Origin of the sequence: Pedobacter glucosidilyticus (assembly GCF_002483235.1) — a bacterium.
Classification (GTDB): Bacteria; Bacteroidota; Bacteroidia; order Sphingobacteriales; family Sphingobacteriaceae; genus Pseudopedobacter; species Pseudopedobacter glucosidilyticum_B.
The window spans coordinates 182,711-197,110 of record NZ_DLHN01000017.1; the positions used below are offsets into that span (position 1 = coordinate 182,711).

The 14,400-nt window shown below is 36.7% G+C and carries 9 protein-coding genes; all 9 read right to left on the bottom strand.

Annotated elements, in window-relative coordinates; all coding sequences use genetic code 11:
* Nucleotides 1-15: 15 nt before the first annotated feature.
* Nucleotides 16-1,458: a Gfo/Idh/MocA family protein gene (locus B2745_RS04485; protein ID WP_304064086.1), complete on the bottom strand. Its 1,443-nt coding sequence runs from the start codon at nucleotides 1,456-1,458 to the stop codon at nucleotides 16-18.
* A gap of 13 nt (nucleotides 1,459-1,471) precedes the next feature.
* The gene (locus tag B2745_RS04490; RefSeq protein ID WP_304064087.1) at nucleotides 1,472-3,151 is read right to left on the bottom strand and encodes a GMC oxidoreductase; all 1,680 of its coding nucleotides are present in this window, start codon (nucleotides 3,149-3,151) and stop codon (nucleotides 1,472-1,474) included.
* 186 nt (nucleotides 3,152-3,337) lie between these two features.
* Nucleotides 3,338-4,009 carry a GDSL-type esterase/lipase family protein gene (locus B2745_RS04495; protein ID WP_304064088.1) on the bottom strand — a complete coding sequence of 224 codons (672 nt, stop codon included), beginning with the start codon at nucleotides 4,007-4,009 and terminating at the stop codon, nucleotides 3,338-3,340.
* 20 nt (nucleotides 4,010-4,029) lie between these two features.
* Nucleotides 4,030-5,436: a calcineurin-like phosphoesterase family protein gene (locus tag B2745_RS04500; RefSeq protein WP_304064089.1), complete on the bottom strand. Its 1,407-nt coding sequence runs from the start codon at nucleotides 5,434-5,436 to the stop codon at nucleotides 4,030-4,032.
* A 60-nt stretch (nucleotides 5,437-5,496) separates the two neighbouring features.
* Complete coding sequence (locus B2745_RS04505) at nucleotides 5,497-7,083, bottom strand: DUF5689 domain-containing protein (RefSeq protein WP_349681773.1); 1,587 nt, start codon at nucleotides 7,081-7,083, stop codon at nucleotides 5,497-5,499.
* 17 nt (nucleotides 7,084-7,100) lie between these two features.
* Nucleotides 7,101-8,633 (bottom strand): SusD/RagB family nutrient-binding outer membrane lipoprotein, encoded by a 1,533-nt coding sequence (locus B2745_RS04510; RefSeq protein WP_304064090.1) that lies wholly within the window; start codon nucleotides 8,631-8,633, stop codon nucleotides 7,101-7,103.
* Between the two features lie 13 nt (nucleotides 8,634-8,646).
* Nucleotides 8,647-11,889: a SusC/RagA family TonB-linked outer membrane protein gene (locus B2745_RS04515; protein WP_304064091.1), complete on the bottom strand. Its 3,243-nt coding sequence runs from the start codon at nucleotides 11,887-11,889 to the stop codon at nucleotides 8,647-8,649.
* Nucleotides 11,890-12,114: 225 nt separating this feature from the next.
* Entirely contained in the window at nucleotides 12,115-12,843 is a 729-nt protein-coding gene (locus B2745_RS04520; protein WP_304064092.1) for an MIP/aquaporin family protein, read from the bottom strand.
* A gap of 63 nt (nucleotides 12,844-12,906) precedes the next feature.
* A complete protein-coding gene (gene glpK, locus B2745_RS04525; RefSeq protein WP_304064093.1) occupies nucleotides 12,907-14,397 on the bottom strand; it encodes a glycerol kinase GlpK in 1,491 nt (496 codons plus the stop codon).
* Nucleotides 14,398-14,400 lie beyond the last annotated feature (3 nt).

Below are 14,400 nucleotides of genomic sequence, written 5' to 3' on the forward strand. Positions count from 1 at the left end.
TTTTTTGGTCTTTAATTAAACACCTAGCGTCCAGCCGGCTCTATAGTTTCTTTTTACAAACTGATTGGCTTCTTCAAAATTGGTTACCCGCATTTGCGCATTATCCCAAAGTAATTTGATGTTTCTACCCGGGAAAATGTCTTTACCATCTTTTTGTATCTTAATATCATAAGACCGGATAGCTAAGTTAGCCATTAATAGAGCTTCTGTTAAAGGCACTGCTTTTTCAAACGGAGAGCTCAATTCTTTGTTACCATAACCTGCTAAACAAGCTTCTACCCATTGCGCATAATGGCCATTGGTGCTACCTGTAACTCTATCGTATTTTTGCTTAACTTTTACTTCCTGAGTTTTACTTGTTGGTAATAAACGAGGATTTTGGTTATACGTACCAGCCATCATTTTGCCTTTGGTACCTATAAACAGCATACCATTACCCCCATCGCCAAATACTTCATTAGGGCCTAACTCTTCCGGACGTTCTGGCTGTATACCACCATCCATCCAATGTAATTTAATAGCCGATTTATTTTTTGCCGTTGCCGGGAAGTTTAAAATAACATGGCTAGAAGGCGGACAAGATTCTGGAAAATATCCGCGTTTAAATTCATCAACATAGACAGAGCCTACACTAGCCTCAACTGAAGTTGCTGCATTTAAGCCTAAAACTGTGAATGGACCTTCCATTAAGTGGCAGCCCATATCGCCAAGGGCGCCGGTGCCGTAATCCCACCAGCCACGCCAGTTAAAAGGCACTAATTTATCTACATAGTTTTTTTGAGGTGCTGTACCCAACCATAAATCCCAATCTAATTCTTTTGGTATTTCTGCGGCTTGTGTAGGCCAAGGAATACCTTGAGGCCATACAGGGCGGTTTGTCCAACAGTAAACAGTATGAACTTTACCTATAACTCCAGCATCAAACCACTCTTGCATTTGCCTTACACCATCATCTGAAGCGCCTTGATTACCCATTTGAGTAACTACTTTATACTTCTTAGCCGCATCTAATAAGATACGAGCCTCGTAAATATCATGTGTTAGCGGTTTTTGCACATAAACATGTTTACCCAACTGCATAGCTGCTAAAGTTGTAATCGCATGGTTATGGTCTGGTGTAGAAACGCAAACGGCATCAAAGTTTTTTGATTCTTTATCAAAAAGCTCTCGCCAATCTTTATAATATTTTGCTGTTGGATAATCTTGTCTTGCTTTTAATGATCTTCTATCATCAACATCACATAAGAAATTGATAACGGCTTTGCCTGATGTGTGAAAGCTCTTTAAATCACTGTAACCTTTGCCACCAACACCAACGCCAGCAATATAAAGTTTATCACTAGGGGCTAAAAAGCCTTTACCCAAGACATGTCTTGGTACTATAGTAAAAGCTGCTGCTGCAATAGCACCAGATTTGATGAAGCTTCTTCTACTTTGTTGATTACTTTTATTCTCCATGAGGTAATGGGTATTAAAGGTTCATCTTTTTAAGTTCAGAAACTGCATGGTCTACCGCTCTGGCTGTAAAAGCCATATAGGTTAATGATGGGTTTACGCAGCTTCCTGATGTCATGAAAGAACCATCTGTAACGTAAACATTTTTAGCATCCCAAACTTGATTATGCTTATTTACTACAGATGTTTTAGGGTCTTTACCCATACGAGCTGTACCCATTTCATGTATACCTTGACCAAAACCGTAACCATTATCATGCGCTTTAACATCTTTAAGGCCTGCTTTTTCAAGCATTTCTTGAGCGTCGTCCATCATATCCTTACGCATTTTAATCTCATTCTCTTTTATCTCAGCATCGATAGCTAAAACAGGCAAGCCCCATTTGTCTTTTACGGTTTTATCTAAAGTAACTTTATTTTCATGGTAAGGTAAAATCTCTCCGAAAGCTGTAATACCCATAGTCCATTGTCCGGGTTGTATTAAAGCTTCCTTTAACTCGGCCCCTATACTTAACTCTGCTATTTCACGATTCCAGCCTTGTCTGCTAGCACCACCTTGATAACCAAAACCACGTAAATAATCACGCTTTTCGCCATTCATATTTCTAAAGCGTGGTACATAAATGCCGTTTGGTCTTCTTCCGTAGTAGTATTTATCATCATAGCCCTCTGCTACGCCAGATGCACCTAATCTAAAATGATGATCCATCAGGTTATGACCAAGCTCGCCACTGCTACTTCCTAAACCGCCTTCCCAAACATCAGTTGCAGAATTCATTAAAACCCAAGCAGAGTTTAAGGTTGATGCGCAAAGGAAAATCACTTTGGCTTTATACTCATAAGTTTGGTTAGTTTCTGCATCTATAACCTCTACACCAGTAGCTTTTTGGGTGTCTTTATCATAAAGTATTTTAGTAACGATTGAATGCGGACGAAGCGTAAGATTGCCAGTTGCCATGGCTGCTGGTAAGGTAGAAGATTGTGTACTGAAATAAGCACCAAAAGGACAACCTAAAGAACATTTATTTCTGAACTGACAATTGCTACGACCTTTAACAGGAGCTGTAACATGAGCAACACGACCAATAAACATGTGTCTTTGGTCTTTATATTGTTGCCTGATACGGGCCGCAACATCTTTTTCTACACAGTTCATGTCCATTGGAGGCAGAAACTCGCCGTCTGGCAAGTGAGCTAAATTCTCTTTAGATCCACTGATACCTGCAAATTTCTCTACATAACTATACCAAGGGGCAATCTCATTATAACGAACAGGCCAGTCTACAGCAATACCTTCTTTAGCATTTGCTTCAAAGTCTAAATCACTAAAACGATAAGACTGTCTTCCCCACATTAAAGACCTGCCTCCTACGTGATAGCCACGATACCAATCAAAGCGTTTTACTTCTGTATAAGGTGCTTCCTTTTCATTTACCCAGAAATCAAGATTTTTTTCTGAAAGTGCATAATCTCTTTTAAGAACCGGATAGTTTTCAACCATTTCCTGGGTTCTTCTACCTCTGTGTTCAAACTCCCAAGGTGCTTTAGTAGCATTTTTATAATCTTTAACATGCTCTATATTTCTACCTCTTTCAAGCACAAGAGTTTTTAAACCTTTTTCGGTTAGTTCTTTCGCTGCCCAGCCTCCGGAGATACCGGAACCTATCACTATGGCATCATAGCTTTGTTCTGACATTCGTTTAATATTAAAATTGGTTAGGTGAATATAGAAATTAAATTTCTATAAACAATAGCCTAAGTGTATTTTTTACAATATGTAATATTAATACAAATAAATTAAATGTCAAAACAACACTAATAATAAATTAGATGGATGATTTGTTTAGCTCTTTTAAAACAAAAATTTAATAGTAAGCTATGTTTAAAGGTATTGCTTTAATAGCTGAGCCCAAACAGCGTAACCGGATGCCTTAAGGTGTAAACCGTCATGAGTATAATCCTTTTTCATGCGACCATCGGCATCTAAAAATATTTTATGCGTATCTATTAAGGTGGCTTTTTCTTCTGCTGCTAACTTCTTTAAACCCGCATTAACTGCAGTAATATGTTCGTCTTTATTGTAATGATTTTTGAATTGTGTAAATGTATTATTGACAGGGAATACGGTTTGTAAATAAATTTTTGTTGTCGGAGACTCCTTTTTGATTTGCTTTACTATACGGTGATAGTTGTTGATGATTAAGCTATCAGGAATATTTCTAGAGATATCATTAATACCTATTAACAGAAAAACTTTTGCTGGTTTACCTTCTGTTACTTCGCTTAATCTTTCTAAAACACCATAAGATATATCTCCAGAAATCCCTCTGTTTTTGATATTTGGATTACCTAAAAGTTCTACCCAATCTACCCCTGCGGTAATGCTATTCCCTAAAAAGATGATATCTGTTGAAGCGTTTGGATAGCTTTTAAATAATTCTACTTTTAGCTCAAAATTATTGGGGCGGTAAGTGGTATCCCATTTTACAGCTTGTGCATTGCTATGGCTAGCAAAGAAAAATAGCGCAAGGCTAAAAAACAATAACTTCTTCATATACTTAAATTTATGGAGGCTTAAATTACAGTTTTCTCTTCGTATTTATAACCAAATCTGTCCGTTGCTTGTACTTTGATATTTTTTACCTCTGGGTTGATATGCGCCATAAATAAATGTTCTGTTCTTCTAGGCTCTGCAAAAGAGCGTGGTTTAGGTAATTGATCTCCTTTATATAATTTCACACTTAAAGGATCAAAACCTTTGGTTTGTTCTAACAAACCCATGTATTTATCATCAGCCCACCATTCTACTTTCCATTGTGGGTCCCAATTCCAAACGTTAGCCAGCAGCCTTTTTTGTGCGGTTAGTTCTTCTATATGTAAACTTATCTGATGTGTTTTAGGCTTACGCATAGATTTATAATACCAACTTAACTGATTACCTTTTACCCGATAAACCCCATAACCACGAGGTGCGCCATCACCACAGATGGGGCCTGTCCACCAAGCGCCACAAACGGTACCATGTACGTGTTCATAAACATTATCAATGATGTAATTATCGTTATAATGTGTATGTCCAGACATGATATGCACTTGCCTGCCTTTTAGAATTTCATATAATGCTACATTATTTTTTACTGAATTATGTACCGGAATATGCAAACCAATAACAATCAAATGCTCTTTAGGCACAAAAGCTAAATCTTTCTGTAACCAATTTAACTGGTCTTCTGTAATATAGCCATCATATTTTCTTTCTTCGCCAAGATAGCGTACATCATCTAATACTATATAATGAACCTTTCCTCTGTTAAAGGAATAATAAGTGGGTCCAAAATTTTGCTTAAATGTTTTATCAGAAGTCTCATCACCGCCTTGGCGATAATCCATATCATGATTACCTAAAGCTTGGAAAAACGGAATACCCATTTGTTTAACTGCTTCGGCATAGTCTTGAAATAGTTCAAGTTCATCCCAAACTAAATCTCCAACACCAATACCATGTATTAAAGCTTTGTTTCCTAAACTCTTAACCAATTCTTGAACATCAGGTACAGATTCTTCCATCATTTGCTTTACATCTGCCTTATTTTTAACCTGAGGATCTGCCCAGATGATGAAATAATGTTCATCATCACTTTGTTTCAATTTTGTTAAATTGAAATCAAAGCTGTTTGTAGCATTTAAGTTTTCATATTGCTTAGAGATATGATTTTGAGTTTTAAACTCGTAACCAGCAGGCGTACTCATGAAAACATGGGTAGCTTTATCATGAGCTTTTAGTTTATAAAAACCATTTTTATCGGTTTTCACCACACTAAAACCATCAGAGATAATCACGTCTGCCAATGGTTTACCATTTGCTTTTACGCTTCCGCTGATGGTTTTATCAGCCTTACTTAAAAAACCATGGCTATTTAAACTTATAAAAGCACTACCAGCTAGTAAACTTGTGCTTTTGATGAAAAATCTTCTGTTCATTTTGTATGCATAAGTAAACAGGAGTTATCTTTTGAATAACTCCTGTTGATTTTAAATGTATTATCTTAAAGTTGTAGGCTGAACACCATCAGGATTATCTGTTGTAGGCGCCGGGAAGATTCCCTCTATCTCCTCTAAAGTAGAAGTTTTAGTTAGTATGATAGTAGTTTGTGTTCTTGCCCTAACCCATCTTCCCAATGTTGGATTATAAATACCTCCTAATTTGTAAAAGAAACCAGCATCAGTAGGTGTGGTATAATTTAAATTTAAAGTATTACTACCTTGTCTGTAGAAAGGTTGAGATTCTAATGTTATAGGGTTAACAACATCATAATAATCTGTGTTAGCAATTCTGTAACCAACAGGCGGATTAGTACTAGAAAGAAGACTTCCTCCTGCTCCAACAAATATTACATCAGTAGGCTGTGTATCTTTTGTAACGTTAGTACCTTTGAAAACAGCAATACCAAAAGCATTACCACTATTAGCCATTAAACCACTAGTTCTTGTTCCGAAGCCATCACCATTTGTTGTAGTGTAATTGAAAGATCTAATCCAATTTGCAGTACTAATTGAAGTAGAACTAGCACCATTAATTAATTTAGTAGATCCACCAACATAGAAGTAAGTCCCTTTAGCAGCGGTACCAGAGGTTAAATTAAATTTATAAGTTCTAAAAGAGGTTGCACCACCGCCTGTTGCCCAACCATTTGTAGGGAAACCTGTTGGCTGTGAAGTTCCGGCATTATTAGAAAAGACAACTGAATACGGTGTTACAGAAAAATCTATATCTTTTGTAGCTAATAATTGAACGTATTCATAATTACCATCACCGCCTATAACATCATTAATAAAACCACTGATAATTACATCGGCAATTTCTGGTGACGAACTTAAAGGTATAATATCATTTAAAGTTCTTACACGAAGTTCTGGGATAAGATTACCTTCGGTATTTTGCTTACTAATAATGATACCATAGTAATTAGCTAAGAAGAGTAATCCTGAGTTATTTGCAAATGTGGCATCAGAAGCTGTATGTAGCGTAAGATTTTCAAAACCATCATTGATAACCTTATCTCCAGCATAAACCTCTGTTGGGGCTGGAATTGGGTCGAAGCCAGCTTTTACAATTACCACCAATGTACTTTCATACTTATCAGGATTGGCCAAGATAAGATTACTACCCACTCGATTTACTGGGATATTTTTACCTGATGCAACCTTGGTAACTTTAGAAGCGTCAACACCTGTTATTTGTAATAAGCCATCAACTCTTTTTAAAACGCCACCTGCAATTTCTACTACTACAGAGTCTCCTGGAACATAATTGGCAGCTTCTGGCCCAATAGGAATAGAAATTCCTCTTAACTCGTTCAATCTTTTTTTATCTTGTACGATTAATAATCCTTCTGGAAGATTATTTCCTGAATGGTCTGAAACAACAACTGCACTAATTTTTGAAGAGCCAAACATATTATCAACTGTAAGATTTAAATCTGTTCCTTTATATAGGCTTCTTAAATCAAAAATAGGAATGTAAGGACTTATAACACCTCCTGGGTAATTACTTTTCTCGCATCCTACCCATATCACCGATAAGGAAAGTATGCATAAACTGAGAAATATATTTCTTTTCATTTTCATGATATTAAAATTTAAGATTAAGGTTTTTGCCACCAAACTTGAGTAAATATTTCATCAGGACCTTGTGCGGCAACAGCGAGTTTATAATTTGTTGGGTTTGCAGATTCTACATAAACAGGATAGGTCATACGAGCTGGCATAATACCATTATTTCTTAAACCCGCACCTTTTGGTAAAGTTGGATATCCTGTTCTTCTATACTCATACCACTGCTGATTATCAGTTAAGAATAGTGCATAATACTTTTGTAAGTGTATTTTCTCCATCTTCTCAGCTAAACCATCCGTTGGCAGAAATTGCATATCCGCATTAAACAAATAAGTATCAACACTTATATTCCATGTTGGTACCCAAAGTGTAATACTGTTTAATACTCCAGCTTTATAAAATTCTTCATCAGAACCATTAATCCAACCTTTGGCGGCAGCCTCGGCTAGTATAAATTGTAATTCTGCGTAGTTCATCATCATCCCTGTTAAAGGATCATTTTGAAGTGTTTGTGCTGGGGCACCAGATACAACAGAACCAATGGAGTAAAAGAAAGATTGTTTAGGCTCTCCAGCACCAGGAGTATAACCACTCTGGACACCTGCAAAACCATTAGACCCTTGTGAAATACCCCATCTGTTTACACCGTTTCTTCCCCAAGTAGAAATATCTAAACGAGGATCATTCCAATCTCTTAAATGGTCTATAAAGAAAGATGCTATAGCTGGGTCTCTCCAATCCTGCTCTCTCACACTTAAAACATATGGTGAAGTAAATGGCCCAACGCCTGTCCAACGTAAAATTGCAGACTCATCGTTGTTAACCATTCTTGGATAATTTGTAGGGTTAGTATCAACAATATCTTTTATTTTATCGATACTTTGTTGTGCAACTTCTGCTTTACCAGATAAGCGAAGTAGCAATCTTAAATAAAGAGAGTTTCCGAATTTTCTCCATCTAGAGGCGTTTCCTTGATAAACAGGATCACTACCGGCTGAGATATTTGGTGCGCCAGCTAATAAAGTATTTGCTTCTTCTAATTGTTGGAAAATGCCTGCATAAACATCTTTTTGTAAATCAAACTTAGGTTCGAAAATTAAATTTCTTCCTTGTAAGGCTTCACTGTATGGGATATCACCATAAGTATCTGTTAAGATAGAAAATATCCAAGCTTGACAGATTAAAGAGATACCTCTATAAGATTTATCTATGTTTGCTGTACTATTGGCAAGATTATAAATATCTTTAAAATTGTTTAGCTGAACGTATAAGTTGTTCCATGCATAGTCAGAAAGATTTCTTCTAATTTCATATCTAAAAATTGTTGCATCAGCATCAGTTTGATTAACTGTTACCTGCATCAACTCGTTGTTAAGATTTCTATTTCTAACCATATTTACCGTTAAGGCATTCACCAAAGCTGGAGCAAGAAGCTGTGCAGGTGATGCGGTTGGAGTACCATTAGGGTCGGTATTAATTTCTTTAAAATCTTTCTGGCATCCAGGTGCTATAAACACCAAGATGGACATGTATATCATCGTTATTCTTAATATCGTTTTCATTTCTATGTTTTGATTAAAGTCCTATAACTAAGTTTACACCGTAGGTTCTTGTTGATGGAAACTGAGCAGTTTCAAAACCTTGCACAATATCAGTACCGGCAAGTGTACCAAATTCTGGGTCGAATATTGGCCATGGAGACCATATAAACAAGTTACGTCCATACACCCCGATTGAAGCCCTCTGCATACCTAATTTTCTAACGAGTTTAGGGGTAAGCGTGTAATCCAATCTGGCTTCTCTAAATTTCAAGAAATCTGTTCTAAAAGTACTTCCTTCTGCATTATCAATACCCATGTGCGATCTATAATAACCATCAACATCAAAAGTGATTACGTCATTAGGACGAAATGTTCCATCAGCATTTTGAATAACACCATTTCCTATGATACCACTATATCTACCTGGTAATGTTTTGGTTAGTTTACCTTGCTCAACCAATTTATAATGACTTAATGAGTGAGCTACACCACCAATTTGAGCATCAAATAAGGCATTAAATCTAAATTGCTTATATCTAAACTCGTTCCCTAAGCTTGTTCTAAACTTCGGGATGGTGTTTCCTAAATATACTACCTCATCACTTATTTTTGCAAAACCTGTTTGCTCATCGTAAATTACTTGTCCGTCTGGAGCTCGTTGGTAACCTCTTCCGTATAAATCACCCATGCTACCACCAACTTTTACTACAATTTGGCCTCCACCAACTGGTCCGTTTCTTAACACTACAGAGCTATCTCCCAATTCTTCAACCCTGTTTCTGTTTGAGGAGAAAGTGAAATAGGAAGTCCATTTAAACCCAGATTTTGTACTAATTGGTGTACCGTTAACTGCTAGCTCAAAACCTCTATTGGTTACTTTACCAAGATTCACAAGAACCTGATTATAGCCTATTGAACGATCTACTACACGGGTTAAGATTTGATCTTTAGTATTACCATAGTAATAAGCAACATCAAAATTTAAACGGTTTTTAAAGAGCCTAAAGTCAGCACCGTATTCGTAAGTCGTTGTTCTTAAAGGTCTTAAGTTAGGATTAGGCAAAAGTGTAGGATTATTTAAAGCTCCGCCTGGATATAAGCCACTTCCTGCAATTTCATAATTATAAGAAGTTCTATAAGGTGTAGTAGAACCACTACCAACCCCAGAAGCTGATACTCTAAATTTAGCAAAATCTATAATTTTTGGAAGTTTTAATAATTCAGAAGCTAAAAAGCTTAAACTGGCTGATGGGTAGTTAAAGTTTACATTATCAGTACGATTTGGAGTAGCTAATACACTGTTCCAATCTGTTCTTGCAGTTAAATCTAGATAAAGGAAGTCTTTGTAAACACCTGAGAATAATCCATAAAAACTATTGATATTGTATTGACTTTTAAATGGAAAGGTTGCTAAAGGTCCAGCGCTATTAGCTATGGTATAAACACCTGGCTGGTTTAAAGAATCGGCTCTAATCTCATCTCTATTATAGATGTTTTTAAGCACACTACCTCCGGCAGTTGCAGTTATCTCGAAATCTTTTTTAAATTTCTTCGTATATCTTAATAAGAAATCACTACTTGCTTCTTGCGAATAAATGTTTTGGAATCTATAAGATCCTTTTGGTAATCTAGTTCCTGCATCGTAAGGGCGCTCTTGCGCTCTTCTCTCGTATCCCATATCTAAGGAAGTTCTCACCATTAAGCTTAAGTTTTTGGTGAAATTATAGGTAGCTTGGATATTTCCTGTTAAAGTATTTCTGTCTGATTTATTGATGAACTCGTAAGAAATAGCATAAGGGTTTTCTGGGAAAGAACTAAATGGATATTGAATACGTCTTCCAACTTCACCGTTTCTCCAATAATTTCTTAACCAGTCTGGATCTGCACTTGGCTGCCAAAATATATACCAATACATTAAAGATTGGTTACCATAGCCAGCACCTGGCAAATTATCACTATTTCTGTTTGTATAGTTTACTTTAGAAGTAACTTGAAGTTTTGGATTTATTTTAGAACTTACTGATAGAGCAACCGAGTTACGATCATATCCAGTATTGGGTGTTATCCAAGTGTTTTTAACATTAGTAACAGAAAAACGAGCGGTAGTTTTATCAGTACCACCATCTAAACTAACTGAATTGGTAAGAGTCTGACCTACGTCAAAAAAATCATTTAATTTACCAGGATAAGGTACCCATGGTGTTCTTTCTGTACCTCTTGCTTGTGTTACAGGGTCGTATTGAAAGAACATTTGTCCATCAAATTTTGGTCCGTATGCCGAACTTGTTCCGCTAGTACTTGGCCCGTCTGGTCCGGCACCAAAAGAATAATAATTGGCACCACCTGTACCTTGACCGTATTCGTATTGTAAATCTGGCCAGCGATTCCCGCTCTCAAAAGCTACGTTTGAATTAAATGTAACTCCTAAACCCTTTCTTTTGGCACTTCCAGATTTTGTAGTGATAATAATAGCACCATTTGCTCCTCTTTGTCCGTATAAAGCGGCCGCACCAGGCCCTTTTAGAACAGAAACACTTTCTATATCTTCTGGATTAATATCATTTAGACCGCTACCATAATCCGCAGGCATATTATCACTTCCAGTACCATAAGCACTTTCACCAGCGTTAGCAGTACGTCTACCTGTACCTTGGTTAATCACCACACCATCAACAACAATTAAAGCTTCGTTGTCTCCGGTTAAGTTGTTTTCACCACGAAGGATAATTTTATTAGACCCAGCCGGACCACTATTAGACCTTACTAAATTTAAACCTGCAACCTTACCAGATAAAGCATCTGTCCAGTTATTAGAAATAGCATCCGTTAATTGCTCGCCTTGCACTGTTGTAACAGCATAACCCAAGGCTTTTTCCTCTCTTTTAATACCTAAAGCGGTTACAACAACTTCATTTAAAGCAGTAGTGGCAACTTTTAATCTGATAGATAAATTGCTTTGGTTATTCGCAAAAGTCCTGATTGTAGGTTCATAACCTATGTAAGAAAAAGTAACCGTAGTATTTTTTGGTATGTTTATAGAAAACTCACCATCGAAGTTGGTTGTACCTAAATTCTTCTTATTATTATCGGTTATAATCACACCAATGATGGGCTGACCGTCATCATCGCCTAGAAGTTTTCCTTTAATCGTTATTTGTGCCGTTTGGGCAAAAGCACTTAACGTATTAAAAATAATTAGAAAGAAGGATAGAAATAAAAGGCTTGTACCCTTTGTTTTTACCACTTTCTTTAAGCGGGGTAAACATTTCTCATTCATTATTTAAAAAATTGATTTTCAACTACTTGTTTAATTTTAGGCTCAACTTCGATAATAAAATTACGAAGTTATTTGGTTTATTAAATTTAAAATAAAAAACATTTAAAAACACCATATTATTTACAATTTATTTTTTATTGTTTCTTTTTGTTGTTAAGCGGCACAAATAGAGCAATTAAATGTTATTAATGGGTTATTCTAATGTTAAGTATTTGTTATGATTATTTATGAGAGTAGTGTAAATAATAAAGCAGCCAAAACTGCTCCAATAAAAGGTCCTATAATGGGTATCCATGAATAAGACCACTGGCATACGCCGGCTTTTCCTTTATTGATGAAAAAGAAAACAATACGTGGCCCTAAATCTCTAACCGGATTGATAGCGTACCCGGTTGTGCCTCCTAATGATAATCCAATTGCCCAAACTAAAAAAGCAACAGGTATAGCACCAAGAGAGCCCAAACCCACTATTGTTTTAGGATTTGCTAATTCGGCATCAGTAAAATAAAAAATGGTAAAGATGAGCACAAACGTTCCTACCACTTCATTCATAAAGTTTATGCCTTTGTTTAAAATGGCAGGTTGTGTATAAAAACAAGCTGCTCTGAGGTTAATATCTTCGGTATTTTTAAAATGATCATGATAAAAAAACCACACCATTAAAGACCCAGCCGATGCTCCTAAAAGTTGTGCTGCTGCATAAGCAGGAACCTCGGCCCAAGCAAACTTATTGGCAACAGCCAAAGCAACACTTACAGCAGGGTTTAGATGTGCACCGCTGTGTGGCCCGGCAATAACTACACCCACAAAAACAGCTAAGGCCCAACCGGTAGTAATGACTATCCAGCCAGAATTTTGTCCTTTTGTTTTATTGAGCACTACATTGGCTACTACACCGTTCCCCAATAAAATCAGGAAAAATGTACCCAAAAACTCGGCTACATACTGATTCATGTTTTCTTTATTTTAGTTTATAATTGGTGATGCACCTTTTCTAGACTGAGTGCATTTATTTTTTTATAAAGTTGTCCAATGGTTAACTGCCTGAACAGCCTTTTTCCATTGCTTAATATTGTTCTGAACCTGCGTTGTATGTGCTGGCTCAAAAATTTGATCTACTTCCCACTGCTTTTTTATCTGCTCTATATTAGCCCAAACACCAACGGCTAAGCCTGCTAAATATGCTGCGCCAATAGCCGTTAACTCTGCTGCCTTAGGCCTGATAACCGATGTGTCTAAAACATCTGCCTGGTACTGCATCAATAAATTATTTACGGTAGCACCGCCATCAACACGTAGTTCTTTAATTACAAAATCAGCATCGGCTTCCATAGCTTTTAAAACATCCATGGTTTGATAAGCTATACTTTCTAAAGCTGCTCTTGCTATGTGTGATGATTTAGTGCCTCGGCTTAAGCCAAAAATTGTTCCTTTAGCATAAGGATTCCAATGCGGAGCGCCTAAACCTGTAAAAGCAGGAACCAACACAACACCTCCGTTATCTTCACAAGCGCTAGCCAAATCATCAATTTCTGAAGATGTTTTAATGATGCCTAAACCATCTCTTAACCATTGTACAATAGCCCCGGCCATGAAAATACTACCCTCTAAAGCATAATGAACTTCGTTGTTTATTTTCCAAGCTACGGTAGTAACTAAATTATTTTTAGACATTACAGGTTTGTTACCTGTATTCATCAGCATAAAACAACCTGTACCATAAGTATTTTTTACCATACCGGCTTGTGTACAAAGCTGCCCAAAAAGTGCCGCTTGCTGGTCGCCCGCTATACCTGCGATTGGAATTTTAGCAGAAAATATAGCTCCAGCCGTTTCTCCATAAACTTCACTTGATGATTTAACTTCAGGCAAAACTGATTTTGGAATATCAAAAATGCTTAACAATTCATCATCCCAATTTAAAGTATGCATATTGAAAAGCATTGTTCTTGAGGCATTACTCACATCAGTAATATGAACTTTTCCACCAGTAAGTTTCCATACCAACCAACTATCTACTGTACCAAAAAGTAAGTTTCCAGCATTGGCTTCTGCTCTTGCTCCTTCTACATTGTCTAAAATCCATTTCAGTTTAGTGGCAGAGAAGTAGGCATCAACCATTAAACCCGTTTTCTCCTTAATCAATGGTTCTTTACCTACTGCTTTTAGCTCATCACAAAAAGAAGCTGTTCTTCTATCTTGCCAAACTATAGCATTGCAAATAGGCTCGCCGGTTTGCTTGTTCCAAACGATGGTAGTTTCTCTTTGATTGGTGATACCAATACAAGCAACGTCTTGCGGAGAAATTCTGGCTTTGATAACAGCTTCTGTTGCCACGCCTATTTGCGAGCTCCAGATTTCCATCGCATCATGCTCTACCCAACCACTTTGTGGATATATTTGCGTAAATTCTTTTTGAGCAACAGCTAGTTGCTTGCCTTCATCATTAAAAATGATTGCTCTTGAACTTGATGTTCCTTGGTCTAAAGACAAAATGTATTTACTCATGAT

Coding starts and splice junctions, on each gene's coding strand:
- B2745_RS04485 (WP_304064086.1), bottom strand. CDS start 1,458: ATGGAGAATAAAAGTAATCAACAAAGTAGAAGAAGCTTCATCAAATCT.
- B2745_RS04490 (WP_304064087.1), bottom strand. CDS start 3,151: ATGTCAGAACAAAGCTATGATGCCATAGTGATAGGTTCCGGTATCTCC.
- B2745_RS04495 (WP_304064088.1), bottom strand. CDS start 4,009: ATGAAGAAGTTATTGTTTTTTAGCCTTGCGCTATTTTTCTTTGCTAGC.
- B2745_RS04500 (WP_304064089.1), bottom strand. CDS start 5,436: ATGAACAGAAGATTTTTCATCAAAAGCACAAGTTTACTAGCTGGTAGT.
- B2745_RS04505 (WP_349681773.1), bottom strand. CDS start 7,083: ATGAAAATGAAAAGAAATATATTTCTCAGTTTATGCATACTTTCCTTA.
- B2745_RS04510 (WP_304064090.1), bottom strand. CDS start 8,633: ATGAAAACGATATTAAGAATAACGATGATATACATGTCCATCTTGGTG.
- B2745_RS04515 (WP_304064091.1), bottom strand. CDS start 11,889: ATGAATGAGAAATGTTTACCCCGCTTAAAGAAAGTGGTAAAAACAAAG.
- B2745_RS04520 (WP_304064092.1), bottom strand. CDS start 12,843: ATGAATCAGTATGTAGCCGAGTTTTTGGGTACATTTTTCCTGATTTTA.
- glpK (WP_304064093.1), bottom strand. CDS start 14,397: ATGAGTAAATACATTTTGTCTTTAGACCAAGGAACATCAAGTTCAAGA.